24 protein-coding genes and 1 tRNA gene are annotated in these 25,302 nt (G+C 70.5%); 12 read left to right on the top strand and 13 right to left on the bottom strand.

Annotated features, from left to right (window positions below; translation table 11 throughout):
* Positions 1–60: 60 nt before the first annotated feature.
* Positions 61–1,053, top strand: coding sequence for a sulfotransferase family protein (locus OHA68_RS26775; RefSeq protein ID WP_327102708.1), 993 nt, complete (start codon positions 61–63; stop codon positions 1,051–1,053).
* Between the two features lie 90 nt (positions 1,054–1,143).
* Here OHA68_RS26775 and OHA68_RS26770 read toward each other — a convergent pair whose 3' ends face one another.
* The 3 genes from OHA68_RS26770 to OHA68_RS26760 all read right to left on the bottom strand — a co-directional run bounded on the left by OHA68_RS26770 (position 1,144) and on the right by OHA68_RS26760 (position 3,338).
* The gene (locus OHA68_RS26770; protein ID WP_327102707.1) at positions 1,144–2,049 is read right to left on the bottom strand and encodes a glycoside hydrolase family protein; all 906 of its coding nucleotides are present in this window, start codon (positions 2,047–2,049) and stop codon (positions 1,144–1,146) included.
* 106 nt (positions 2,050–2,155) lie between these two features.
* Positions 2,156–2,488, bottom strand: a complete 333-nt coding sequence (locus tag OHA68_RS26765) for a hypothetical protein (protein WP_327102706.1) — start codon at positions 2,486–2,488, stop codon at positions 2,156–2,158.
* Between the two features lie 79 nt (positions 2,489–2,567).
* A complete protein-coding gene (locus OHA68_RS26760) occupies positions 2,568–3,338 on the bottom strand; it encodes a SigB/SigF/SigG family RNA polymerase sigma factor (RefSeq protein ID WP_327102705.1) in 771 nt (256 codons plus the stop codon).
* Between the two features lie 291 nt (positions 3,339–3,629).
* Here OHA68_RS26760 and OHA68_RS26755 point away from each other — a divergent pair, with 291 nt between their 5' ends.
* The 5 genes from OHA68_RS26755 (at position 3,630) to OHA68_RS26735 (ending at position 9,065) form a co-directional block, all read left to right on the top strand.
* Positions 3,630–4,484, top strand: coding sequence for a hypothetical protein (locus OHA68_RS26755; RefSeq protein WP_327102704.1), 855 nt, complete (start codon positions 3,630–3,632; stop codon positions 4,482–4,484).
* 117 nt (positions 4,485–4,601) lie between these two features.
* Positions 4,602–5,360 carry an NUDIX hydrolase gene (locus OHA68_RS26750; RefSeq protein ID WP_327102703.1) on the top strand — a complete coding sequence of 253 codons (759 nt, stop codon included), beginning with the start codon at positions 4,602–4,604 and terminating at the stop codon, positions 5,358–5,360.
* Positions 5,357–6,493: a 5'-methylthioadenosine/S-adenosylhomocysteine nucleosidase family protein gene (locus OHA68_RS26745; RefSeq protein WP_327102702.1), complete on the top strand. Its 1,137-nt coding sequence runs from the start codon at positions 5,357–5,359 to the stop codon at positions 6,491–6,493. The genes OHA68_RS26750 and OHA68_RS26745 overlap by 4 nt, the downstream gene beginning before the upstream one ends.
* A gap of 110 nt (positions 6,494–6,603) precedes the next feature.
* Positions 6,604–6,966 carry a hypothetical protein gene (locus OHA68_RS26740; RefSeq protein WP_327102701.1) on the top strand — a complete coding sequence of 121 codons (363 nt, stop codon included), beginning with the start codon at positions 6,604–6,606 and terminating at the stop codon, positions 6,964–6,966.
* Positions 6,966–9,065: a hypothetical protein gene (locus tag OHA68_RS26735; protein WP_327102700.1), complete on the top strand. Its 2,100-nt coding sequence runs from the start codon at positions 6,966–6,968 to the stop codon at positions 9,063–9,065. The genes OHA68_RS26740 and OHA68_RS26735 overlap by 1 nt, the downstream gene beginning before the upstream one ends.
* Before the next feature lie 45 nt (positions 9,066–9,110).
* Here the strand turns inward: OHA68_RS26735 and fdhA are convergent, their stop codons facing one another.
* The 5 genes from fdhA to OHA68_RS26710 form a co-directional block, all read right to left on the bottom strand.
* Positions 9,111–10,331 carry a formaldehyde dehydrogenase, glutathione-independent gene (gene fdhA, locus OHA68_RS26730; protein ID WP_327102699.1) on the bottom strand — a complete coding sequence of 407 codons (1,221 nt, stop codon included), beginning with the start codon at positions 10,329–10,331 and terminating at the stop codon, positions 9,111–9,113.
* A gap of 57 nt (positions 10,332–10,388) precedes the next feature.
* Entirely contained in the window at positions 10,389–11,273 is an 885-nt protein-coding gene (locus OHA68_RS26725) for an MIP/aquaporin family protein (protein WP_327102698.1), read from the bottom strand.
* Positions 11,274–11,348: 75 nt separating this feature from the next.
* A complete protein-coding gene (gene selB, locus OHA68_RS26720; protein WP_327102697.1) occupies positions 11,349–13,202 on the bottom strand; it encodes a selenocysteine-specific translation elongation factor in 1,854 nt (617 codons plus the stop codon).
* Positions 13,202–13,369, bottom strand: a complete 168-nt coding sequence (locus tag OHA68_RS26715; RefSeq protein ID WP_327102696.1) for a hypothetical protein — start codon at positions 13,367–13,369, stop codon at positions 13,202–13,204. Before OHA68_RS26715 ends, selB begins: the two co-directional genes overlap by 1 nt.
* A 13-nt stretch (positions 13,370–13,382) precedes the next feature.
* Positions 13,383–13,476, bottom strand: a tRNA-Sec gene (locus OHA68_RS26710).
* A 41-nt stretch (positions 13,477–13,517) separates the two neighbouring features.
* Between OHA68_RS26710 and selD the strand changes: the two genes are divergently transcribed.
* Entirely contained in the window at positions 13,518–14,606 is a 1,089-nt protein-coding gene (gene selD, locus OHA68_RS26705; RefSeq protein ID WP_327102695.1) for a selenide, water dikinase SelD, read from the top strand.
* Positions 14,607–14,682: 76 nt separating this feature from the next.
* Here selD and nrfD read toward each other — a convergent pair whose 3' ends face one another.
* Genes nrfD through fdh form a run of 3 tightly spaced genes read right to left on the bottom strand, consistent with a single transcriptional unit; the run spans position 14,683 to position 19,743 of the window.
* Positions 14,683–15,789 (bottom strand): NrfD/PsrC family molybdoenzyme membrane anchor subunit, encoded by a 1,107-nt coding sequence (gene nrfD, locus OHA68_RS26700; protein WP_327102694.1) that lies wholly within the window; start codon positions 15,787–15,789, stop codon positions 14,683–14,685.
* Positions 15,786–16,574: a 4Fe-4S dicluster domain-containing protein gene (locus OHA68_RS26695; RefSeq protein ID WP_327102693.1), complete on the bottom strand. Its 789-nt coding sequence runs from the start codon at positions 16,572–16,574 to the stop codon at positions 15,786–15,788. Before OHA68_RS26695 ends, nrfD begins: the two co-directional genes overlap by 4 nt.
* Positions 16,567–19,743: a formate dehydrogenase gene (fdh, locus tag OHA68_RS26690; protein ID WP_327102692.1), complete on the bottom strand. Its 3,177-nt coding sequence runs from the start codon at positions 19,741–19,743 to the stop codon at positions 16,567–16,569. The genes OHA68_RS26695 and fdh overlap by 8 nt, the downstream gene beginning before the upstream one ends.
* Before the next feature lie 111 nt (positions 19,744–19,854).
* Between fdh and OHA68_RS26685 the strand changes: the two genes are divergently transcribed.
* On the top strand, positions 19,855–20,424 hold the full coding sequence (locus tag OHA68_RS26685; RefSeq protein ID WP_327102691.1) for a class IV adenylate cyclase: 570 nt from the start codon (positions 19,855–19,857) through the stop codon (positions 20,422–20,424).
* A gap of 46 nt (positions 20,425–20,470) precedes the next feature.
* Here the strand turns inward: OHA68_RS26685 and OHA68_RS26680 are convergent, their stop codons facing one another.
* Positions 20,471–21,148: a carboxymuconolactone decarboxylase family protein gene (locus OHA68_RS26680; protein ID WP_327102690.1), complete on the bottom strand. Its 678-nt coding sequence runs from the start codon at positions 21,146–21,148 to the stop codon at positions 20,471–20,473.
* 72 nt (positions 21,149–21,220) lie between these two features.
* On the opposite strand from OHA68_RS26680, the gene OHA68_RS26675 reads away from it, so the two are divergent.
* From OHA68_RS26675 to OHA68_RS26660, 4 genes are all read left to right on the top strand, one after another.
* A complete protein-coding gene (locus OHA68_RS26675; protein WP_327102689.1) occupies positions 21,221–21,907 on the top strand; it encodes a TetR/AcrR family transcriptional regulator in 687 nt (228 codons plus the stop codon).
* A 43-nt stretch (positions 21,908–21,950) separates the two neighbouring features.
* Positions 21,951–23,099, top strand: a complete 1,149-nt coding sequence (locus OHA68_RS26670; RefSeq protein ID WP_327102688.1) for an epoxide hydrolase family protein — start codon at positions 21,951–21,953, stop codon at positions 23,097–23,099.
* A 173-nt stretch (positions 23,100–23,272) separates the two neighbouring features.
* Positions 23,273–24,232 (top strand): phage baseplate protein, encoded by a 960-nt coding sequence (locus OHA68_RS26665; RefSeq protein WP_327102687.1) that lies wholly within the window; start codon positions 23,273–23,275, stop codon positions 24,230–24,232.
* An 88-nt stretch (positions 24,233–24,320) separates the two neighbouring features.
* Positions 24,321–24,911, top strand: coding sequence for a TetR/AcrR family transcriptional regulator (locus OHA68_RS26660; protein WP_327102686.1), 591 nt, complete (start codon positions 24,321–24,323; stop codon positions 24,909–24,911).
* A gap of 30 nt (positions 24,912–24,941) precedes the next feature.
* On the opposite strand, the gene OHA68_RS26655 is transcribed toward OHA68_RS26660, so the two are convergent.
* A complete protein-coding gene (locus tag OHA68_RS26655; RefSeq protein WP_327102685.1) occupies positions 24,942–25,247 on the bottom strand; it encodes an antibiotic biosynthesis monooxygenase family protein in 306 nt (101 codons plus the stop codon).
* Positions 25,248–25,302 lie beyond the last annotated feature (55 nt).

Here is a 25,302-nt window from a genome sequence, read left to right as displayed (position 1 = left end):
CTTGAAGCATCCCACATAGTTGGTAGGTAATGAGGTGATACTTTTCAGTCCTTAGGAGGGATGATCGTGCCCCTGCCGGACCTCCTCATCGCCGGTGCGCCCAAAGCCGGGACGACGGCCCTGCACGCCGCTCTGCAGCACCATCCGCAGCTGTTCATGTCACCGGTCAAGGAGCCCAAGTTCTTCCTCACCGACGGCCCGCCGCCGGCCAGGGGCGGGCCGGGCGACGCCCGAACCTACCGCGAGCACGTCTGGCGGCGCGAGGACTACGAGGCGCTGTTCGCCGCCGCACCCCCAGGCACCCTGAAAGGCGAAGCCACCCCCTTCTACCTGTACGACCTCAACGCGCAACGCCGTATCCAGGCGGCCGTACCGAACGTCAGGATCATCGCGATCCTGCGTGACCCGGTCGAGCGAGCCCACTCGAACTGGACCCACCTGTGGTCGGCCGGGCTGGACCCGATCGACGACGTGGTGCGGGCCTGCGCCGAGGAGGGCAGGCGGATCGCCGCCGGCTGGGCGCACTTCTGGCACTACACGAGCCTCGGCCGCTACGGCGAGCAGCTCGCCCACCTGTTCACGCTGTTCCCCCGGGAGCAGGTGCTGATCTTCCGCTACCGGGACCTGGTGGACCGGCCGGCCGAGACGCTGGACCGGATCTGCGCCTTCCTCGGCGTACGGCAGGGCCTGGTCACCCAGGTGCCGAGGGAGAACGTCACGGCCCACCCGGACGCGAGCCCGCGCCACACGCTGCTGTCGTCGTTCCGGCGACGCCTGCCCGCCACGCTGGCCGAGCCCATCGAGACGCTGCTCCAGCACCGGGGCGAGTCGCGCCGGCCGCTGACCTGGGAGCAGCGCAGCGGGCTGCTGCCCTACTTCGCCGACGACATCGCCCTGCTGGGGGAGGTCACCGGCGAGGACTTCAGCGACTGGCTCGGGCCCCGGTCCCGCTCGGGCGGGCTGGTGGGCATCCGGCCGCCGAGCCAGCGCCAGTCCAGGAACGGCCGGGCGACGTCGCCCGGATCAGCCCAGCCCGGATCAGCACAGTCCTGACGAGGACAGTCCTGACGAGGACGGCCCTGATCAGGACAGTCCCGATCAGGACGGTCGCGATCAGGGCGGTCGCGATCAGGGCGGTCCCGATCAGCGCAGCTCGGTGCGGAGTTCGTGCGTCCCGTCGGCGCGGGTGTACTCGTAGTAGAGCCGGGTGCCGCCCGCCGGTAGGTCGACGAGGTCGAGATAGCGCAGGCCACCGCCCCGATGCGGCGACGCCGCCGCCGGGGCGTCGCCGTACGGGGTCAGCGCGCCGGGCTCGGCGCCCATCGCGACGCCGGTGCGCTCCTCGTAGTTCTCCGCCGCGCTGGCCCGTCCGTCGTAGAACGCCAGCACGCGGTCCCCGTCGAACCGGACCGAGCTGATCCGGGTGCCGCGCGCGTCCCACTGTCCGGGGCGGCCGCTCAGCGCCGTGCCCTGCCAGGTCCACTCCAGGCCGTCGGCGCTGGTGGCGTAGTCGGTGACCATCTGGTCGGCTTCGTCGGGGTCGTCCAGCGGATGGCAAGAGGCCCACAGATGCCAGACCCCGCCGCGCCGTACGATCACCGGGTCCTTCACCCCCGTCTTCGGGGCGCCGGGCAGGACGATCCGGCGCGCGCCCGGATCGAAGGCGGCGGGGTCGTCCGCCTCCAGCACCTCCACCCGCCAGTGCTTGGTGCCGGGGGTGGCGCAGCTGAGGTAGAGCCGCCAGCGTCCCTGCGGCAGGCGCACCAGCGCCGGGCGCTCCAGGGACTCGGCGTCCATCTCCTCACGGGTGATCGTGGCCAGCGTCTCGAACCGCTCGCCGTCGCGGGAGCGGGCGATCACCACCGCGTAGCCCCGCCCCTCCCCCACCGGGCGGCGCAACCGGTAGGCGAGATGGATCCACTCGCCCCCGGCGACGGCACTGGGCGCGCCCGCCCAGTGCCCCTCCCCGGTGACCGGGGGCAGGACCGCGACGGCCGCACGGTCCGGATCGGGCAGCAGGCCGCCGAGAACGTCCTCATTGATCGACATGGACGTGAGATTAGGCCACAACCGGGAGCCAGGCATGCCTGGTCGCCTTCCTTTTAGGATTCCATGTAATGCCTATGGACATTACCGGAAATCCCGGTGGCCGGAACTACTTGTCGGTGGCCCGCTCCTGCTCGCCGCCGTCGGCGGCCTCCCCCTGCTCGCCGTGCCCGGCGACATCCAGGAGGTACGCCCCCGCGTCGGGCAGGGTGATGCCGAAGCTGTCCTCGGCGACCGGCTCGCCTTCGGCCGTCACCGCCTTGAAACGGGTCTCGCGGGTCGGACCGTCACCCGTGATGTGGCCGCACAGGTGGCCGGTCCGGTCGTACACCGCCCAGCGGCCCGGCCCCACCTGGGGCAGGGCCGAGGGATTGTCCTTGAGCCACTGCGCGTTCACCCCGTGCCCGACGCGTACGCCGTCGTTGTTGCGGACACCGCTCATGTCGCCTGTCACTCTCGGATAGAGAAGCGCTCCCCGACAGGGGGGCACACTCGCGAGCCTATCCGCCGGTCGCCGCCCGTCAGTCGGTCAGGCCGTCGCGCAGCTTGGTGAGCACGGCGCGCAGGATCCGCGACACGTGCATCTGCGAGATGCCGAACTCGGCGGCGATCTCGGCCTGGGTCATGTTGCCGTAGAAGCGCATCAGCAGGATGTTCTTCTCCCGGGTCGGCAGGGCGTCGATGAGCGGCTTGACGGAGTGCTTGTCGAGCAGCATGTCCAGCGACCCGTCCTGGGCCGGCAGGAAGTCACCCAGCTCGGCCGCGTCCTCGCCGTCACCGACGGGCGCGTCCAGCGACAGCGCGCTGTAGGCGGTGGACGCTTCGAGCGTGAGCAGCACCTCCTCCTCCGAGATGCCCATCTTGGCCGACAGCTCGGCGACGGTCGGCGAGTGGCCGAGCGTCTGGGTCAGCTCCGAGGTGGCCTTGTTGAGCTCGATCCGCCGCTCCTGGTAGACCCGCGGCACCCTGATGGCCCACGTACGGTCCCGGAAGTGACGCTTGACCTCGCCGATCATGGTGATCATCGCGTAGCCGCGGAACTCGTGGCCGAGCTCGGCGTCGTAGCCGTTGACGGCCTTCATCAGCCCGACGTACGCGGCCTGGCGCAGGTCCTCGACGGGCTCGCCGCGATAGCGGTAGCGGCGGGTGACGTCGGACACGAGCCCGTCGTACAGCTCCACCAGGCGTTCACGGATCCGTGCCTTCAGCAGCTCGGAGGTCTGCGGCTTGACCATCTCGGCCAGAAGCTCTTCGGCGTTCATCTGCTCGAGTGCGATATCCAGGACGGCCATGTGATGCTCCAAATATTCGCTGGCGGCCCGCCATGGAAAAAAGCCCAGGCAGAGGCACGCCACGTAACACGTGAGGCGAGAAGCCCTCTGCTGGACTTCGTGTTCAAACTTTCCCCACAGAACCGCCAACGAACCTCTAACAGGTCACAAAACCGTAACGGGAGTGTCGGCGCACGGCGAGGGTCTTCCCCCGCGCCTGCCAAGAACCGTGTGTGCACCACGCCGGACGGCTGACCGGCTGCGACCTTGCCGCTGGCAGGCAATCACCTTTCAGCAGGTCAGGAGCGCAGCATGGTGGATCTCGGATTCGTCGGTCCCAGTCGGCCGGCCCAGGACTACCGCTTCGTCAGGGTGACCGACGGCGACACCCCCGTGATCGAGATGTCGGTCCGCATGGTGTCCATCGACACCCCGGAAAGCCAGCTCGGCGGCAGCCCGGCCAGCGCCCAGGCCACCCTCGACCGGGCCAGGACCCGCCTGAGCGACGGCACGTACGACGCGCTGCCGCAGGACCTGCGCGACCATCTCATCGCCCGCCTCACCCCCGACGCCGCGCAGCGGCACCTGACCGCCGGCAAGCTGGCAGCCGAAGCCCACAAGACCATGACGAGCACCCGGCTCACCCGCCCGGACGGCTCGCAGCGCAAGCTGGCGGTCATCGCCACCGGCGAGTTGGTCGAGCGGAACGGCCGGCTGCTCGCCTACACCGCCCCCTGGTTCTCCGGCTCGGCCACCGACCCGCTGCCGCCGCGCCACCACCCCGACCGCAGGACGTTCAACCTCGACATGGTCGCCCTCGGCTGGGCCGCCACCTTCGTCATCTACCCCTCCATCCCGCGCGCCTCGGACCTGAACCTGCTCATCGAGGAGGCCGGGACGGCGTGGCAGGAGCAGCGCGGCGCCTGGCGGCAGTTCGGCTCCGACCTGCTGCTCGGCTACGAGTACCGGGCCTGCCTCAGGCTCGGCGCCGCGAAGATGAGCGACCCCGCGGACGCCATCGCGGCCGCCTACCAGCGGGTCTGCGTCGACCTGCGCTCTTTGACCGAGGTCGGCCCGTTCGGCTACCACCAGGTGCCGCCGCCGCAGCGGCTGTGGATCTGGATCACCGACCTGGAACAGGCCCGCAAGGACCTGTCCCTCATCTGACCCACCCCCGCGCGGCCCACACACTCTCACGCCGCCAGTGATCTACGTGTGACATTGAGTGCAAATCAGTTCGGCCAAAGACTTTCTGTCGATCTGACAAAAAGCTACGCTGTCCTCATGCACGCTGACCCATGGGAACCACCGGCCGTCCTGCTCGCGGCCGATCTGGTGATCTTGACTCTGCGCGGCGCACGCCTGCACGTGCTGCTCGTCCACCGCGGGATCGACCCCTACCAGGGCGCACTCGCGCTGCCTGGAGGGTTCCTCCGTGACGAGCACGAGGACATCGAGGGGGCGGCGCGGCGGGAGCTGTCGGAGGAGGCCGGCCTGGTCGACGTGCACCTGGAGACACTGGGTGTGTACGGCGAGCCAGGGCGCGACCCCCGCGGCCGCGTCGTGTCCGTCGCCCACCTGGCCATCGCACCGCGCCTGCCGGAGCCCACCGCAGGGACCGACGCGGCCGACGCCTGCTGGATCCCGGTGGAGGACGCCCTGTCCTCCGGCGTGGAGTTGGCGTTCGATCACGCGCGGATCATCGCCGACGGCGTCGAACGCGCACGCACCAAGCTCGAGTACACCGCGCTCGCCACCGCGTTCTGCGGCGAGACCTTCACCATCTCCGAGCTCCAGCAGGTGTACGAAGCAGTGTGGGGCATCCAGCTGGACCCTCGGAACTTCTACCGCAAGGTTCAGGGCTCGCGCGGCTTCATCGTCGCGGCCGGCCCGATGCGGCGGACGGCGAACGGCCGCCCCGCCAGGCTCTTCAGAGCGGGCCCGGTCCAGGCGCTGAATCCCCCCATGGTCCGGTCGGCCCACGTCACGCCACAGGACGGACCGGCGGCTCAGACCGCGGCCGAAGGAGTCCGACAGTCATGAACGAGCGTCCCATCGTCATCCTCACTGCACTGGACCTGGAGTATCAGGCCGTCCGCAAGCATGTGGCCGATCTGCGGTCACATCGCCACGCCGCCGGCACACGGTTCGAGGTCGGCAGGCTCACGAACGGCGGATGTCCGGTGGCCCTGGGGCTGGTCGGCAAAGGAACCCACCCCGCCGCGGTGCTCACCGAGCGGGCTATCACCGAGTTCGCCCCGTTCGCCCTGCTGTTCGTGGGGGTGGCCGGCGCTCTCTGGCCCGACATCAACCTCGGCGACGTGGTGGTCGCCACACATGTGTACGCCTATCACGGCGGCACCAGCGAGGACGACGGGTTCAAGGCGCGTCCGCGCGTCTGGGAGATCTCGCACGAGCCGGACCAGATCGCCCGTCACCTCTACAGGAGCGGATCCTGGGCTCGCCGCCTGCCCGAAGGAGCAGCCGTACCGAAGGTGCGCTTCGGGCCGATCGCGGCCGGCGAGGTCGTGCAGGACTCCAGGATCTCCGCGCACGCCCAGTGGATCCGCCAGACCTACAACGACGCGCTCGCCATTGAGATGGAAGCCGCCGGTGTGTCACAGGCCGGCCATCTCAACAGGTCGTTGCCGACCATCGTGGTGCGCGGCATCAGCGATCGGGCGGACGGCACCAAGGTGACCAGCGACGGCGCCGACTGGCAGGCGAGGGCGGTGGCGAACGCGGCCGCGTTCGCCACCGCCCTCGCTCAGGAGCTCGCTCTGGAGCCGCACTACGGACGACCCGCCGGCGCGGCGGGAAAGGGGATAACCGAAGGCGTGCGGATCATCGCCCGCGACCACGCGCACGTGGGCATGCAGGCGGGAAACATCTACGGCGATATCACGATCACCCAACCGGCCGGGGCGGCTCTCGATCTTGCGGCGCAGCTCACGGAGCTCCGCGACAGGCTCAGCAGGGCGCTGAAGAACCAGGAGGTGGACGAGGCCACCTTCGCCGCGGCGGAGGAGGAGATCGCCGTCGCCGCCGAGTCCCTGTCGCAGGGCACCGGACACGGCCGGCGCACGGCGATGATCGCGCTCAGGAAGCTGCGCGGCCTGCTTGCGGACGTGACCGATCTGGCGGCGCGCGTGTCGTACGTCATCGCCGCGCTGTAAAGCGTCTTATGAGCAGTGGAAGCAATCAATAAGTGAATCGGGATACATCGCACCAATCTCAATAGATTCGTCGACATACTAAGTCGACGAACGAGGCCGGGAGGCAGCCGATGTCGGAGTGGTATACGAATATCGCCGGGGGCGACGCTCGCGTCGGCGCGCAGATCGGCAAAGTCGATGGGAATGTCACCGTCGGATCCCCCCAATTCCATGAAGACGGTCTCCGGACCCAGGTGGCCGAGCTCCGCTCGGCGATGCGCCGGGCGGTCGAGACGGGAACGCTCGAGGCGGAGATCCGTAAGGCAGCGGAGGCCGAGTTAACCGAGGTCGACGCCTATCTCAAGCACGGCGACGAGAAGCAGCGCGGGAAAATGGTGCTTGCGCTGAAGAAGGTGCGTGGCCTGCTCGGCGACGTCGCCGATGTCGCGTCGATCGCCGCCGTCGCCCTCACCATCGGCCAAGGGCTGAGCTGATGAATCAGAGCTGGCACGCCAACGTCGCGATGGACGACGCGCACGTCGAGACGCAAATAGGCAACGTGCACGGAAATGTCACCATATATTCGGTGAGCTCGAACGATCCTCCGCAGCACAAATATCGGGTGGGGATGTACTACCTCAATGGCGACATGCCCCGGCGCGCTGAGCAGCTGATCGAGGAAGCAGCGATGCACGGCCGCTACCGGTCCAACGAGGTGGCCTATTACTGGGTCCTGGCGACGCTGAGCGATCGCACGCTCGATCATCTCGGCCAGGACGAGTTCGCCCACCTTACGTCCGCCCGCGCCATGGTTGCGGAGTTCCCGAGCGACCCATGGCGGCAGGCGTTCGACGTGGTGATCGAGCTCATCAACTGCATTAGCGAGGAAGAACCCGGCTCGCTCGACGACAAGCGCATGTCCGCCGCGCTCACCGCCTACCAGGCGCTGCCGAGACAGCGGCAGGACGAGATCCGACGTCATCTCGAAATGATCATGGGCGGCTGGCTCCAGGACCAGCTCGAGGAGCTGGAGAGAGACCATGTGAAGGAGATGCGCATCAGCGGTCATCGCCGGGACCGCGTCTGGAAGTTCTTCGAGCCCGACCCTGAGCCGCCCCGGAGGATCCTGCCGCCCAGGCCTGTGCTGGACCCCGGCAAACGGTTCACGGTCATCACCGGCGCCGTGCTCAGCGGGCTGGGAGCTCTCGGGATGTTCGGCCTCATGGTCTCGGGCAGCCCGCTCGCCCTGTCCGCCGTGCTCACCCTGGTCTGCGCCTGGGCGGTCGCCGTCTTCAAATTCGGCCTGCCACAGCGCCTCGAGACTCGGAAATCGTCGCCGGCGGGGTGGCCCACGGAGTTCGGGGTGTCAGTCTCGCTCTCCGTCGAGCGCTTGTTCGACAGGGCGGGGCCGTCCGATCCTGTCGCGGCCCGGCAGTGGCAGTGGGCCAGCGCACCGACGCGAGCGAGGCTGAAGGCCGAACTGATCCACCTGTACGGCGGCGACCAGCGATCAGCGAGCTCGATCAAGTGGCTCATCATGTGGCACGCCAAGAACACCGCTGGGCAGTTCAGCGCCGGCGTCCAGCTCACTCCCAGCGGCCCGCCGGTCGCGGTCGTTGCGGGCACCGCCGCCCTGGTGCTCGCCGGGCTGATCGCGCTGGTCGGCACGGCGAGCGTCAGCTTCATCGGCATGCTCGGCTCCGCAATCATGCTGGGTCTGGGTGCGGCCATCGCCTGGTCCGACACGCTCGACTATCTCGCCGCGGTCATCGACCATCCGCGCGCCTCCGCGGAGACCCACCGGCGGTTCGTCGCCGAGCAGCAGGAGCACGAACGCTGGTCCGGCGTGCTCGCCGACCGGCCCACCGACCTTGAGATGGCCATGTGGCTGGACTACGACAAGATGGCGATCAAGTCGCAGGCGCTGAAGGACTACGGCCTGAGCAACCGCGACGTCGTCGCGCACCTCACGCTCACCGAGGCTGACGTCCCCTGCCAGCGCGCCCGTGTCCTGTACGGCCCGTGGCGTTACTCGGCCTATAAGGTGCTGCTCTTCCTGCTCACCGACGGCGGCGTCCGACAGGTTACCGTCAGGCTCAACTTCGCCACGGCCAACACGCACAACGAGGAACGGACCACGTTCAGGTACGAGGTGATCGCCTCGGCGAAGGTGGCGGAGGCGAGCGTGCGCTTCGAGAACGGCCGCCGGAAGGTGACGACCGGCGACGAGATCCGCTTCTACGAACAGCCGAACCTGGTCCTCAGCAGGACCTTCCGGCTCTCGCTCGTCAACGCCCAACCCATCGACGTCATCGTGGACAACTACCAGGAGGGCCTGCTCGACCGCATGCAGGAGGACATCAACTACCTGTACGCGCTCGCACTCGACGTCTCGGGCGTGACCGGAGCCCTCAGGATCTTGGAGGCGGTGTCCGCCGAGGGCAGAGAGTGGCTCGCCAACGAACGCGCCCGTCTGCGGCGCAGGATGCGCGACTTCATCCAGAGCCAGAAGACCGGCAACACCTTCGACGGCGCCCGGCACCTGCCGAAGCTCCTGCCCGGCATACGTCCCGAACTCCCCCCGACGGACTGAGCGTGCACGCTGCGAGCGGCGACTCACACCGCTCGCAGCGCACGCTCACCTGGACGCGAGCAGGCCGTGCGGGTCGAGCACGTACTTGCGCGCCGCGCCCTCGTCGAACTCGTGGTAGCCGCGCGGCGCGTCGTCCAGCGAGATCGGCGTGGCGTTGACCGCCTTGGCGATCTGCACCCGGTCATGCAGGATCGCCTGCATGAGCTGGCGGTTGTACCGCATGACGGGGCACTGGCCGGTGACGAAGCTGAGCGACTTGGCCCAGCCGAGCCCGATCTGGATCGACAGCGAGCCGCGCTGGGCCGACTCGTCCGCCGCGCCGGGGTCGCCGGTCACGTACAGTCCCGGGATGCCGAGCGCGCCACCCGCCCGGGTGACGTCCATCACCGTGTTGAGCACGGTCGCGGGCCGCTCTGTCTCCGAGTCCTTGCCGTGACCGCGGGCCTCGAAGCCGACGGCGTCCACCGCGCAGTCCACCTCGGGCTCGCCGAGGATCTGCTCGATCTGGTCCTTCGGCTCGCCCTCGGCCACGTTGACGGTCTCGCAGCCGAAGCTGCGGGCCTGCTCCAGGCGATCCTTGTTCAGGTCGCCGACGATGACGACGGCGGCGCCGAGCAGGAACGCCGAACTCGCCGCGGCGAGCCCGACCGGGCCGGCTCCGGCGATGTAGACGGTCGAGCCCGGCTGCACCCCGGCGCTCACACAGCCGTGGAACCCTGTCGGGAAGATGTCCGAGAGCATGGCCAGGTCGAGGATCTTCTCCATCGCCTGGTCCTTGTCCGGGAACTTCAGCAGGTTCCAGTCGGCGTACGGCACCAGGACGTACTCGGCCTGGCCGCCTACCCAGCCGCCCATGTCGACGTAGCCGTAGGCCGAGCCGGGCCGGTCCGGGTTGACGTTCTCGCAGATGCCGGTCTTGCGCTCCTTACAGTTGCGGCAGCGGCCGCAGGAGATGTTGAACGGCACGGACACGAGGTCGCCGGTCTTGATGAACTCCACGTCGGGACCGGTGTCGACGACCTCGCCGGTGATCTCGTGACCGAGGATCAAGCCCGTCGGGGCCGTGGTGCGGCCGCGGACCATGTGCTGGTCGCTGCCGCAGATGTTGGTCGCGACCGATTTGAGGATCGCCGCATGGGGCACCTTGCGGCCCACGTTGGCGGGGTTGACGCCTGGGCCGTCCTTGAGCTCGTAGTCGGGATAGTCGGTCTCGCGGACCTCGACCCTGCCGGTCCCCTCGTAGGAGACTCCTCTATTACCGGGCATGACGGTGCTCTCCTCCTTGTGCGCGATGCTGTCGATCGGTCGTCACGTGGTCATCGATCACCTCCCGGGTTCTGGGCGAAGACGGCGGACACCGCGCTGTAACCGGTCGTCGCGCGGCCGCCGGACCGCTCGGCTCTCCCCGTCCGCGGGCTCCCCGTCCGCGGCTGCCTCGCCGCGCGGCTCGCGGGTGCCGGAGATCTCGCCGGCGGTGCCCTGCTCGCCCTCCTCCGGCACCTCGCGCACCGGGCGCGCCACCTGGTCGTACACGAGCACGGCGAGCACGGCGCCGACGATGGGACCGATGATGTAGACGCCGAACTCCGACCACGGCGTGTCCCCGCCGAACAGACTCGTCGTCAAGTACGGGCCGAAGGTGCGGGCCGGGTTGACCGCGCCGCCCGTCATCGGGCCGATCACGAAGATCTCACCCGCGACGGCCATGCCGATGATCCATCCCGCCCAGCCGGACGGCGCCCGGCGGTCCACGGCCATCGCCATGATCGTGAGCATCAGCAGGAACGTGCCCATCACCTCCAGCAGGATGCCCTGCCCGTAGCTCACACCCTTCGCGAGAGCGGTGAGCCCGGTGCCCAGGTCCGCCGCCCGGCGGCCGAAGCCGGCCACGATGAGCAGTCCACCGGCGAACGCGCCGACGAGCTGCGCCACGATGTACGGCACCACCTCCGACCACGGGAACCTGCGGCTCACCGCCAGCGCGATGGTGACGGCCGGGTTGATGTGCGCGCCCGAGGTGGTGCCGAAGGCGTAGATGACGATCGTGACGACCAGAGCGAACGACAGCGAGATGAATCCGAGCGCGGCGTAGGTGATCTCACCGGCGCCCATGAGCAACGCGGCCACCACGGAGCCGGCGCCGAAGATCACCAGCAACATTGTCCCGATGGCTTCCGCGACGAGCCGCCGCGGAAGGTGTCCGACCATCGCAAACCCCCGATGACGATGGTTCCGAATCCCCCTGTTTCCTGATACCTACCCCGGATCTGGCCGCTAAGCAGGTCAGGTGCAGCGCCGATGAACGTCGTCCAGCCGCTCGGTGAGACCGGCCCGGTCGAGGTGTTCGAGCAGCGGTACGGCGACCCGGCGGGTGGTGTCGAGCGCGCGTCCGGCCTGGCTGACCGTGAACGGTTGCGGCAACCGGCTCAGCAGCTCGGCCGCCCGCGCGTCGGCTCCCGGCAGCAGCACGATCCCGTCGGTCACCCGCAGCAGGCTCCCGGCCCGTACGGCCGCGGCCAGCTCCCTGGTCCCCAGCCCGAGCTCGGCCAGCCGCTTCGCCTCCGGCGCCTGGAACGGCCGCTCCGCCAGCTCCCGCCGCACCCCCGCCACCGCCCTCGCCACCGGCGCCGGCAACCCCGCCCGCCCCGCCGCGATCCGCCCTGCGACCAGCGTGAGCGGCGGCCGTACCAGCGCCACGACCAGCCGCCGATCGGGCAGCCCCAGCGCGTGCCGAGCCGCCTCGACCGGCATGGCGGGCTCCAGCGGATGCCCCTCCCCATACCGCCCCACCGCCGCCACCAGCCGCCCGCCCAGCTCCGCCCAGTGCTCGGGATCGACGTACCACTCCCCCACCGTGCCGGGAGCCTCAGGCACGACCCCCATGGCCCGCAGGTCACCGGCACGCAACAGCCGATGCGTACGCAACGCGAACGCCACACCGAACCCACTGCCCCCGTCCGGCTCGGCGGGCTTGGGCAGGGCTGCTTCCAGGAGTGCCGCTCGCTCCCTGGGGGCGCCACGGCGGCGGAGGGACGGCGGGCGCACGTCGAGGACACTCGCCCCGGCGAGCACCCGCACCTCGGACCGGTCACGTCCGGGGTCGCGCAGCAGCAGCACGTCGCCGAGATGCAACGGCACCGGCCGGGCCAGGCGCAGTCGTACGACGCGCCCGCCGAGCGGCCGTACCTCGGCCGTCACCGCCGCCGACCCCACGTGGACGGTCAACCGCCGAGGCAACCCGGCGGCCTCCTGCCGCTGCCCCCCGACGGGCGCGACACGTACATCCACCAGGTCCGTGTACGTCCACCCGCCCGGCGTGACGAGCGCCTGCCCCCGGTCGGGGAGGTGGTGACCACGCAGGTTGACCGCCACCCGGGCCACCCCCGGCACCGTGTCCCGCGCCTTCTTCAGCGACTCCAGCCCCCTGACCCGCACCGGCTCCCCGGCGAGCAGCAGCTCATCACCCACCGAAACCGTCCCGGCAGGCAGCGTCCCGGTCACCACCGTCCCGCTGCCGGTCACACTGAACGCCCGATCGATCCACAGCCGAACCTCCGCCCCCGGATCAGGCCTGGGCAGCCCACCCACCAACCGATCCAACGCCCGCCGCAACTCAGGCAACCCCTCACCCGTACGCCCACTCACCACAACCGCTCCCACCCCACCAACCGGCTCACCGAGTCCCGCCCGGGAGCCGACCGGCTCAACCGGCGCCGCGTCCAAGCGCGGGCCGAGGGCCGCGTTCAGGCGGGTGCGGGACTCGTCGAGCGCCGGGGTCGGGTCGGCGAGGTCTGATCGGGTCACCACCAGCAGGCAGTGGCGTAGGCCGAGGGCCTCCAGGGCGACCAGGTGCTCCTCCGACTGCGGCATCCACCCCTCGTCGGCCGCCACCACGAACATGACGGCCGGCACCGGCCCCACCCCCGCGAGCATCGTGCCGAGAAACCGCTCATGACCTGGTACGTCCACGAACGCGAGCCGTTCCCCCGACGGCAGGCCGGTCCACGCGTAGCCGAGTTCGATGGTGAGGCCGCGCCGGCGTTCCTCGTCCAGGCGGTCCGGCTCCATGCCGGTGAGGGCCCGTACCAGGGTGGACTTGCCGTGGTCGACGTGACCCGCGGTGGCCACGACGTGCATCAGCCCGGCACCTCCGCGAGCGCCGGCAGCGCCCGCTCCTGGGCCGCTGCCACCGCCGCCTTGACCACCGACCGGCCCAGCCGCCCACCCGCCTCCACCAGCCGCGCATCGGCGAGCACGGCGAGCACGGCGTCGGTGCGCGGCACCAGCCTGCGTCGGTCCTTCATATTCCGAACATAAGCGGAGGCGGACGGGAATCGAACCCGCCAGGCCGAGGACCTCGACCTCGTCGGTTTTGAAGACCGCGGGGGCCACCAGGCGCCCAGACACCTCCACGGGAAAACCTACCCACGGCTGGGTAAGTAACGCTGCGTGATGAGGGCCACGACACCCGCGAATCCGACCCGTCTGACGCAGTACGCCCACGGCGGCGGCTGCGCCTGCAAGATCCCACCCGGCGAACTCGAATCCATCGTCGCCGACCTCATCACCCCACTTCCCCCCGCCATCCGCGCCGATGCCAGGTCTGGTTCCCGGCCTCCCACCCGTGCCGACGCCGACTCCCCACCTCCCCCCGCGACCGGCGTCGGAGAGTTGGTCATCGGTCTGGATGACGGGGACGATGCCGCCGTGGTGCGGATCGAGGGAGGCCGGGCGGTCGTGCTCACCGCCGACTTCTTCACGCCCGTGGTGGACGATCCGTACGACTGGGGGCGGGTCGCGGCGGCCAATGCCCTGTCCGATGTGTACGCGGTCGGCGGGGAGCCGCTGGTGGCGGTGAACCTGCTCGGGTGGCCTCGCGAGCGGCTGCCGCTCGAACTGGCGAGACAGGTGCTGCGCGGTGGCCTGGACGTGGCGCGGGAGGCGGGCTGCCACGTCTCCGGCGGCCACAGCGTGGACGACCCGGAGCCGAAGTACGGCATGGCGGTCACCGGCCTGGCCGACCCGGCACGGCTGCTGCGTATCGGGGCCGCCCGGCCCGGCCTGCCGATCTCGCTGACCAAGCCGCTCGGCATCGGGGTGCTGAACTCGCGGCACAAGGCGACGGGCGAGGTGTTCCCGCAGGCGGTGACCGCGATGACCACGCTGAACCGCGACGCCGCCCGCGCCGCGCTGGCCGCCGGGGTGGAGTGCGCCACGGACGTGACCGGGTTCGGCCTGCTCGGGCACCTGTACAAGCTGGCCCGGGCCAGTGGGGTGACGGCGGTGGTGGACGTGGCGGCGGTGCCGTACCTGGAGGGTGCCCGGGAGGCGCTGCGCGACGGCTACGTGAGCGGCGGCACCCGCCGCAACCTCGACTGGGTACGGCCCTGGCTCGACCCGGGCGGCTTCGGCGGGGACGAGCTGCTGCTCCTCGCCGACGCCCAGACCTCGGGCGGTCTCCTGATCGCCGGCGAGCTCCCGGGCGCACCGATCATCGGCGAGCTGATCCCCTTGTCCGGCCCCCACCTACGCCTACGCTGAACGAGCAGCACGCTGACCGGACAGAACACAGCCCGAACTGGACGCTGACCCGACGGGACACGGCCCGAACTGACCGTCAGCTCGCCGGCTGCTCCGCCCCCGCGGCCGAGCCATGGTCGGGCGAGGACTGTGCGTCGAGGCGGTGGCGTTGGGGGACGACGGTGTATTTGGGGTCGGCGGCCGAGGCGCGGCCTGCTTCGAGGATGCCGAAGCGGGTGTAGAGGGAGCCCGCCGTCAGGGCGAGCCCGGACAGGGCGGTGAGGGCGCGGCCGCGGCCGGCGACCACGGCGAGCAGCCCGCCGCCGACCGTCAGGACGCGCGCGGCCCGCATGAGCCGACCGGCCCGCCCTGTTCGGTACGGCTCGCCGATGAACCCGAGCCGGCGTTCCAGCACCTGCCCGGCGACCGTCTCCACGGCCGCCCCGAGCGCGGCCACGGCGCGGGCCGGACCGGCCTGGGCCGGGGGCGTGCCGAGCATGCAGGCCGCCCCGGCGGCGGCCATCGCGCTGCCCGCGAACAGGAACGGCAGCTCCCGGTACGCCTCGTGCCAGGCGGGCACGGCGGTGTCGGCGATCAGGACGGCGGTGTAGGTGGCGGTCAGCGGCCCGGTCACCCCGGTCGCCAGGAGCGCCGCATCACCGGCCACCGGCAGGAGACCCACCAAGCCACCAGCCCCCGGCAGACGGCCCGCCGGACCACCGGCACCCGACAGGAAGCCCGCCAAACCAGCGGCCACCGGCAGACGGCCCGCCGGACCACCGGCGCCCGGCAGACGGCCCGCCCGGCCACCGGTCTTCGGCAGGTCGCCGGCCAGGTCGCCGGCCACGGCGATGGCTGACAGTCCGCCCTGGGCGGCGAGGATCCATGAGCCGACGCTCATCGGTGAGGTGGGCTTGAAGACCCGCAGCATGTTGAGGAACCGTGCGGGCCTGCCCAGCTCGGCGGCGAGCAGCCCGGCGCCGAGGGCCGCCCCGGCCGCCGCCGCGACGCGGGCGGTGCGGGCCAGGCGGGGGTGGCCGGTCAGCCGGGCCATGACGGCCATCGAGGACGAAACTCCCGACAAACCCCCCAAATACAGATATGTCGGCATGTGGGGTTCGTGCCAGATGGGCGCCTTGATCACCGGGCGGCCGTAGTAGGACCGGAACTCCGCCTCGGGCACCATGGCCCGCTCGCGCGTCACCGCCGCTCTCCCGTACCCAGAAAGGCGAGGGCCACGGCGCCCACCGCCGACAGCGCCGCCGCGCCCGCCCAGCCCCACATGGCGGGCAGGTCACGCGTGGTCACCACCGGATCCGGCGGCAGGCCGTACACCTCGGGCTCGTCCAGCAGCAGGAAGAACGCCCCCGCCCCGCCCACCCCGTCGTCGGGGCTCTCGCCGTACAGGCGGGCCTCGGTGTTGCCGTCGGCGCGCAGGCGGGTCACCCGCTCCTCGGCGCGCGCCCGGAGCTCGTCGAGCGGCCCGAACTGGATCGAGTCGGTGGGGCACGCCTTGGCGCAGGCCGGTTCCAGGCCACCGAGCTGCCGGTCGTAGCACATCGTGCACTTCCAGGCCCGCCCGTCGTCCTTTCGCCGGTCGATCACGCCGTACGGGCAGGCGGGCACGCAATAGCCGCACCCGTTGCAGACGTCGGGCTGCACCACCACCGTGTCGAACTCGGTCCGGAACAGCGCCCCGGTCGGGCAGACGTCCAGGCAGGCGGCGTGCGTACAGTGCTTGCACACGTCGGAGGACATCAGCCACCGATCCACGCCGTCGTCACCGCCGGCGGCCACCGGCCGCGACTGCTCGATGAACGCGACGTGCCGCCAGGTGCTCGCGCCCAGCATGCCGGTGTTGTCGTAGGAGGTCGCCTCGAAGACGAAGCCGTCGTCGGGGAGCTGGTTCCACTCCTTGCAGGCCACCTCGCACGCCTTGCACCCGATGCAGATGCTCGTGTCGGTGAAGAACCCCATCCGCTCAGCCATCGCGGTACCTCTCCAGCAGGTCGAGCATCGCCGGGCCCCTCGGCCGGCGGCCCGGCAGCACGTCACAGGTCATGGCCTTGCTCTCCTGGATGTAGACGTTCGGGTCGAGCACCAGCGGCATCAGGTCGTTGGCGACGTCGCCGGTGACCAGCCCGCCGCCGCCCCATCCCCAGTGGTACGGCAGGCCCACCTGGTGGACGACCCTGCCCCCGACGCGCAGCGGCCGCACCCGCCCGGTGACCAGCACCCTGGCCTCCACGACGGCGCGGCTGGTCACGATGGTCGCCCAGCCGCCGTTGACCAGCCCCAGCTCCTCCGCGAGCCGCGGCGACACCTCGCAGAACAGCTCGGGCTGCAGCTCGGCGAGGTAGGCGAGCGGCCGGCTCATCGCGCCCGCCGTGTGATGCTCGGTCAGCCTGTACGTCGTCAGCACGTAAGGGAAGCGACCCCCCGGCGCGTTGTACGGGCTCTCGGGCCGGTGGTAGGTGTGCCTGGCCGGGTTGGCCTGCTGGCTGTAGAGCGGATTGCCGACCGGGGACTCATGCGGCTCGTAGTGGGCGGGCAGCGGGCCGTCGACGAGCCCGGTCGGGACGTACAGCCAGCCCTTGCCGTCGGACTGCATGATGAACGGGTCGGTCCCGGCGAGCGAGGCCTGGGCGAAGGCGCCCTCGGGCGGCACGTAGCCGGGCGGCTTGCCGATCTCGCAGTCGGGCACGTCGTGCCCGGTCCACTCGCCGCGTTCGGCGTCCCACCACACGTACGCCTTACGTTCGCTCCACGGGCGGCCCTCGGGGTCGGCGGAGGCCCGGTTGTACAGGATGCGGCGGTTGGCCGGCCACGCCCAGCCCCATTCGGGCGCCACGGCGCTCTGCTCCCGGCCGGGGCGGCGGCGGGCGGCCTGGTTGACCTCGTCGGCGTACACCCCGCAGTAGATCCAGCAGCCGCAGGTGGTGGAGCCGTCGGCCTGGAGCTGGGTGTAGGCCGACAGGGCCCGCCCGTCGGGGCCGACCCCGTTGATCTCCCGGAGCACGGCCTCGGCCGAGGGCTCCCGGTGCACGCCGTGCTCCGGGTAGTCCCAAGTCAGCTCGCGCACCGGCCGGTCGATCTCGTCGTCGGTCAGCCGCTGCCTGATCAGCTTGCCGAGGTGGTAGTAGAACCACAGCTCGCTGCGGCGGTCGCCGACCGGGTCGAGCGCCTTCTCCCGCCATTGGAGCAGCCGCTGGGTGTTGGTGAACGTGCCCTCCTTCTCCACGTGACTCGCGGCGGGCAGGAAGAACACCTCGGTGCCGATGTCCTCGGTGCGCAGCTCGCCCGTCTCCAGCTCCGGCCCGTCCAGCCAGAACGTGGCCGTCTCCACCAGGGTCAGGTCCCGGACGACGAGCCAGTCGAGGTTCGCCAGGCCGAGGCGCTGCGCCCGGCCGCCGGAGGAGCCCACGGCGGGGTTCTCCCCCACCACGAAGTAGCCCTTCACGGTGCCGTCGATCTGGCCCATCACGGTGGTGTAGTGGCCGTGGTCGCCGGTGATGCGCGGCAGGTGGCCGAAGCAGAAGTCGTTCGCCTCGGTGGCGGCCTCGCCCCACCACGCCTTGAGCAGGCTCACCAGGTAGGCGCGCCGGTTGCCCCAGAAGCCCGTCGTGCCGCCCTCCAGCTCCAGGTAGTGGTCCAGGCCGCCGTGCCGGTGGGCGTTCGGCATGTCCAGATAGCCCGGCAGGACGTTGAACAGCGTCGGGATGTCGGTCGAGCCCTGGATGCTGGCGTGCCCGCGCAGCGCCAGGATGCCGCCGCCGGGCCGGCCCATGTTGCCGAGGAGGAGCTGCAGGATCGAGGCGGTGCGGATGTACTGCGCGCCGACGGTGTGCTGGGTCCAGCCGACGGAGTAGACCCAAGCGGTGGTGCGCTCGCGGCCGGAGTTCGCGGCGACGGCCTCGGCCAGCTCGGCGAAGCCGTCGCGCGGGATGCCGCACAGCTGCTCGACCAGCTCCGGGGTGTAGCGGGCGAAGTGCCGCTTCAGGATCTGGTAGACGCAGCGCGGGTGGGTCAGCGTCGGGTCCGTGCGCGGGCTCGGGTGCGCGGCCGGCCCGCCCGCCCCGTACGTGTCCGCCCCGGCCGCCTCGGCGTGCCGGCGGCCGCCCTCCGCCTGCTCGGCCGACGGCTGCTCACCCGTGGACTCGTACGCCCAGCTCCTCGGATCGTAGGTGCCCGTCTCCGGATCCCAGCCGGAGAACAGGCCGTCGAGGTCCTCGGTGTCACGGAAGTCCTCGGACACGAGGGTGGCGGCGTTCGTGTACGCCAGCACGTACTCGCGGAAGTCCAGCTCGTTCGCCAGCACGTGGTTGATCAGCGCGCCGAGCAGCACGATGTCACTGCCCGCGCGGATCGGCAGGTGCCGGTCGGCCAGCGCGCTGGTCCGGGTGAACCGCGGGTCCACGTGGAACACCCTGGCCCCCCGCGCCTTGGCCTCCACCACCCACTGGAACCCCACGGGGTGGCATTCGGCCATGTTGGAGCCCTGGATGACGATGCAGTCCGCCTCCGCCAGATCCTGCTGGAAGGTCGTCGCGCCGCCACGCCCGAAGCTGGTCCCCAGACCGGGGACGGTGGAGGAGTGTCAAATACGGGCCTGGTTCTCCACCTGGACGGCGCCGAGTGCGGTGTAGAGCTTCTTCATCAGGTAGTTCTCTTCGTCGTCGAGCGTCGCCCCGCCCAGACTGGCGATGCCCATCGTGCGCCGCACGACCTTGCCCTCGTGGGTCTCCTCCCAGGTCTCCCGCCGGGTGCGCACCACCCTGTCGGCGATCATCTCCATCGCGGTGTCCAGGTCGAGCCGCTCCCAGCCGGTGCCGTACGGTCTGCGGTAGAGCACCTGGGTCTGGCGGCCCGGATGGGTGACGAGCTGCTTGCTGGCCGACCCCTTGGGGCACAGCCGCCCCCGGGAGATCGGCGAGTCGGGATCGCCCTCGATCTGGGTGACCTCGCCGTCCTCGACGTAGACGAGCTGGCCGCAGCCGACCGCGCAGTAGGGGCAGATGGAGCGCGCCACCGTGGCGGCGTCCTCGGTGCGCGGGCGCAGCGCGTCGGTACGGGGCGACCGTGCGGCGTCGCTCCTGCCGTCCTGGCCCCTGAGCTGGCGAATCACCGGCCAGCGGGCCAACCAGCCCCTTCCTGACATGGTGCGTCTCATGCCCGGTTTCGGCTGGCCTATTCCGGCGGACGCGCTCCGGCCGTACCTGCCCGGGAGAATGGGCCGCCGCCGTCACCCAGGTTCCGAACGAGGAGATCCATGAAGCACGAGTACGAGGCCACGTTCCTGTCCGTCGACGTCGCCGATCTCCGGGCTGAGCTGACCGCTCTGGGCGCCGTCCAGGCGTTCCCCCGCACCCTCCTCACCCGGCGGATCTTCGAGAACGACGCCCTCGGCAGCGGCCAGTGGCTCCGGCTGCGCGACGAAGGGACCCGCGCCACGCTCACGCTCAAGCACGTCACGGACGCCACCGTCATCGACGGCACCACCGAGATCGAGACCGAGGTCGCCGATCCCCTCGCCATGGCCGGCATCCTCCGGGGTCTCGGCCTGCGCGAGGTCCGCTACCAGGAGAACTACCGCGAGGAGTGGCGCCTCGACGACCTCGTCTTCGACATCGACACCTGGCCCGGCCTGCCCACCTTCGTCGAGATCGAGGGCCCGGACGAGGCGACGGTCCGCCGGGGCGCGTCGCTCCTCGGGTTCGACTACGCCGAGGCGAGGTTCGGCAGCGTCGACGCGATCTACAAGAGCGAGACGGGCCGCGACATCCTCGCCGAACCCACCCTCCTGTTCACCGAAGCCGACAGAGCGGGCCTGCCTCTGTGACGCTTCGGCGGCCGGTCGGGCCGTCCTGGCGCCGCGGCTTTCGCCGTCAACGTGCGGCATGTTCGGTGAGCAGGGCGTCGAGCACGTGCATGGCGCGCCACGCCTTGGTCATGCCGAACTGCGCGGAGAACCGTACGACGGCACGGGCCTCCTCCGGCGTGGCGCCGGAGCCGAGAGCGCGCATCGTGTGGGCGCGGAAGCTCTCCTGCAAGGTCTGGAAGAGCACGTCGACGGTCATCGTGATGAACGCGCGCTCCCGGACCGACAGCAACCGCATGTCGGCGCGCATCCGCGACTGCAGGTCCATGTAGATCCCGAACGGCGCGTCGAGGGCGGCCACGGCCTGCCGCATCGGCTCGGGGATCGGGCTGCCCGTGCCGTGGGCGTTCACCTCGTGGCTCTGGCCGGTGGGGGCGGGCAGGTTGTGCTCCCGTTCCAGGTCGGTCAGGCGGGAGAGCGCCGCCAGTGCGGCGGGGTAGCCGCTGTCGTAGGCGACGAAACGGAGCATTTCGCGCAGGTCGTCGGCCGACAGGCCGCAGTCCGCCGCCATCGTCACGTGCCGCTGAAAGGGCAGGCCGAGGGTCTGCTGGCAGACGTCGGCCGTGAGGCACAGCAGAACCTTCTCGCGCGTGGTCAGCTCCGGGCACTCGTCCCAGAGCAGACGGTCGGTGGCGGCGCTCATCTCGGCGAACACCGGGTCCAATGCCTTCACCTGGTTCTCCATGGACATCTCCCTATGTGGACGACTGTAGCGCTACGACTGTAGGGCAACAATTGTTCGCCTACAATGACCACCATGGACATGACCACCTCCTCTTCCGGTGGCAGGCGGGGCCGCAACCCGCGCGGACAGGGCGAGCGGCTGCGCGAGGACATCGTCGGCGCGGCCCTGCGACTGCTGGACGAACACGGCGACGACCAGGCCGTGTCCATGCGCGCGGTGGCCCGGGAGGTCGGCGTCGCGGCGACGTCCGTCTACATTCACTTCGCCGACCGGGACGCGCTCGTCCTGACCGCCCTGGAGCGGTTCCACCGCGACCTGCTGGAGGCCGTCGACCGGGCCGAGACCGGCGCCGCCGATCCGGCAGGGCGGCTACGGGCCCGCGTCCTGCTGCTGGGCAGCTGGGTCCAACGCCACCCCGGCCTGTACAAAGTCCTGCATGAGAGCACGCTCAACCAGCGGGCGGCCATGTCGTTCAAACAGGAGCTGGCCGAGCGCACCACCGCCGCGGTGCAGCAGTGCATCGACGCCGGACTCGCCCCGGCCGACGACGCCGCGACGGTCTCGCTGGACCTGAGGGCGGCGGTGCACGGGGCCGTGTCGATGCGGGTCAATCAGCCCGACCTGCCCTGGCCGCCGCTGGAGGAGCAGGTCGATCGCTACCTGACCAAGCTCGTCGGCCTCGGCCGTACCGTAGCGTCGGCAGAGCCCCGGGAGCAGGAGCCTCCCGCGCCGGCGCCAGGGGTCTCGGCGGCTGGGTGATCGCGACCGTACGTCACCGACACCGGAGCGCAAGGAGCACCGCATGCCAGGAGACACCGCGCTGCGGCCGTTTCACATCGCGATACCGCAGGCCGATCTGGACGATTTGCGCGCGAGACTGGCCCGCACCCGCTGGCCCGACGACGCACCGGCCCCCGCGTGGTCGTACGGCGTGCCCGTCGGTTACCTGAGGAACCTCGCCGACCACTGGATGACCGCGTACGACTGGCGCGTCCACGAGGCGGAGCTGAACCGGTTCCCCCAGGTGACAACCGTGATCGACGGGGAGCGGCTGCACGCGCTGCACGTGCGTTCCCCCGAGCCTGACGCCCTCCCGCTGATCCTCAGCCACGGCTGGCCGGGCTCGATCGTGGAGTTCATGAAGGTCATCGGCCCGCTCACCGATCCACGCGCGCACGATGCCGATCCCGCCGACGCCTTCCACGTGGTGGCGCCGTCCCTGCCCGGGTTCGCGTTCTCGGGCCCTGCACGTAGCACCGGGTGGAATCTGGAGCGGATCGCACGGGCGTGGGCGCAGTGGATGCACCGGCTCGGCTACACCCGTTACGGGGCACAGGGCGGCGACACCGGCTCGCTGATCTCGCCCGTCCTGGGCCGGATCGCACCCGATCAGGTCGTGGGCGTCCACGTCAACGGAGCGCTGGGCTTCCCCACCGGCGACCCGGCCGCGTACCCGCATCTCACCGAGACCGAACAGGCGCGGCTGCGGCTCTACACCGACACCGGCGACCGCTCCGGATACTCGGCCATCCAGTCCACCCGTCCGCAGACCCTGGCCTACGGCCTGCACGACTCCCCGGCCGGGCAACTGGCCTGGATCGTCGAGAAGTTCAAGGAATGGACCGACCCGGCCGCCGAACTCCCCGAGGACGCCGTCGACCGCGACCAACTGCTCACCAATGTCACCGTCTACTGGCTCACCGGCACGGCCGGTTCCGCCGCCCGCCTGTACAAGGACGGCGCGATGGACTGGTCGCAGCCGCTGGGCCCCTCGCGCGTCCCGACGGGGGTGGCGGTCTTCCCGGGCGACGCCGGCATCCGCCGCGTCGCCGAACAGAACGACAACGTCGTGCACTGGTCGGAGTTCGACCGCGGCGGCCACTTCGCCGCCATGGAGGCCCCCGACCTCCTGGTCACCGACATCCGCACCTTCTTCCGCCCCCTGCGCTGAACGGTCAGCCGCTCTGCGCCTTCACCCAGCTCCCGATAGGGCCGTTCGAAGACAACCCGAGGGCCGACCGTCGGGCCATAAGCACTCATCGGCCATTTACTATCTGGCGTTCGATCATGTTCGACCTAAAGTAAAGGTGATCACGAAAGCTCGCTGAGCGAACGGACGTCGAGATGACACTTCATGGGCCCGTTACCCGCAGAGGACTCCTCAAGCTCGGCGCCGGGGTCGCCGCGACGGCCGCGCTGACGCCGGCGGCCGCGACCGCCGCCGGTGCGGCGGCCAGGTTCGACCTGACCGCCCCTTCGACCTCGCTGATCTGGAAGAAGGCCCTGTACGACGAGACCGTCATGCAGTCGTTCACCATCGACAACGTCCATGGACACATCTACACGGTCCAGGTCCGGAACGGCAGCGGCTCGAATGCCGCCGGCCACCTGTGCCTGACCAAGATGAGCTTGACCGGTGCGATTCTCGGCCACATGTACCTCCAGGGCTTCGGCCACGGCGTCCAGATCGGCGTCGAGCCGTCAGGGGCCGCCGCCTACCTGTGGACGGAGACCGACGGGGTGAGCGACGACGGCAGCTCCCGGGGCACCAGGCTGGCAAGGTTCAAGTTCGTCAACGGCCAGACGTTGACGACGTCGTCAACGGCGCTCACCAAGTACACGCTCATCGCCGGCGCAACCAACACCACCTGTGCGATCGATCCCTCGACCGACCGCCTGATCATGCGTTACTGGGACGGGAGCTCGTTCCGCTTCGCGGTGTACGCGCTGTCAGCGGTGACGTCGGGCACGCCCGAGCCCCTGCACGACGTGGCCCAGCCGTCCGGACTGGGCACCTTCCAGGGGTACGCGGCCTACGGCGACTTCGCCTACATCCTGACCGGCAACGCCTACAGCGACGCGAACCCAGCGCCGGGGAACACCTACATCACCAGTCTCGACCTGCGCACCGGGCAGCAGATCCAGCGCGCGCGCAGCGTGGCCGGCAAGTCCCTGGACTACCGCGAGCCGGAGGGCATGGCCATCCAGATCGTCTCCGGCGCCCCTCGCCTCTGCCTCGGCCTGGCCTCGGGCCTCTCGGGAGCCCGCTTGGCCAGCATCTTCTACAAGACAGAGCTCGTCTGAGCACGACGTGCTCGGCCACTGCGACCGCGTCCTGTCGATGGTGGATGGGAGACTGTCGCAGTAGACCGACCAGGGTGGAGGAGGGCAGGTGCCACGCATCCAGGCGCCGACCGTGGCCGAGCATCGGGCCGCCCAGCAGCGCGCACTGCTCGACGCGGCCAGGCAGATCCTCGCCGAGACCGGCCGGCCACCGACGCTGGCCCGGGTCGCCGCCCGCGCGGGGCTGGCCCGGCCCAGCCTCTACCAGTACTTCCGGTCGGCGGAGGACCTGCTCAACGCGGTGGTGGAGGACGTCTTCCCCCGCTGGTCAGCCCGAGTCACCGCCGCGATGGACGCCGCCCCGACCCCCGCCGACCGCGTGCTCGCCTACGTACTGACCAACTTCGAACTCATCACCGAGGGCGAGCACGCGCTGGCCACCGTCCTCGCGGAGGTCGCACCCGGCGACACCGTCGCCGAACAGAGCCGCACCATGCACCAGCAACTCCTGGAACCACTCGCCGACACACTACGCCACCTCGGCATCCCCACCGTGCCCGAGACAGCAGAAATGATCAACGCCATCGTGTTCACCGGATCCCGCCTGATCGAATCCGGCACCGACCTCGAAACCGTCTGGGAATCCGCCCGAGCCCTGCTCGAGCCATTCGTACGCACCTCGGACAGCACAACGCCCTGAGCCGGATCGGCTTAGAAGCGTGGGTCGCCGTCAGCTCGCGATCGTCCCGATCTCCTCGTACTGCTCGATGGCGGAAGAGGTGTCCATGCCGGGCGCCTCCCGGTCGGAGTGGGCGGCCTTGAACGAGTCGGAGCGCAGCCAGGCGACGAAGTCCGCACGGGAGTCGAACTCCATCGTGGACACGTAGGGCTGTCCCTCTTCAGTGGGACGCAGGAGGGAACTGCGCCGCAGGCCGGGCACGCCGTCGAGCGTGGCGCGCATGCTCTCCATGAAGGTGGCCTCGAACGCCTTGGCGTCCTCGGCGGGAACGTCGATGCGGTTCATGATCATGTGCATGGAACACCCTTTCTCCGTAGCGCCATGGCCCATTTCCCGACGCCCTGTCGGGATG

This window comes from Nonomuraea glycinis (assembly GCF_035920485.1).
Classification (GTDB): Bacteria; Actinomycetota; Actinomycetes; order Streptosporangiales; family Streptosporangiaceae; genus Nonomuraea; species Nonomuraea glycinis.
Note: the sequence above shows the minus strand (reverse complement) of the source record. Positions and strands in the feature narration are given on the sequence as shown.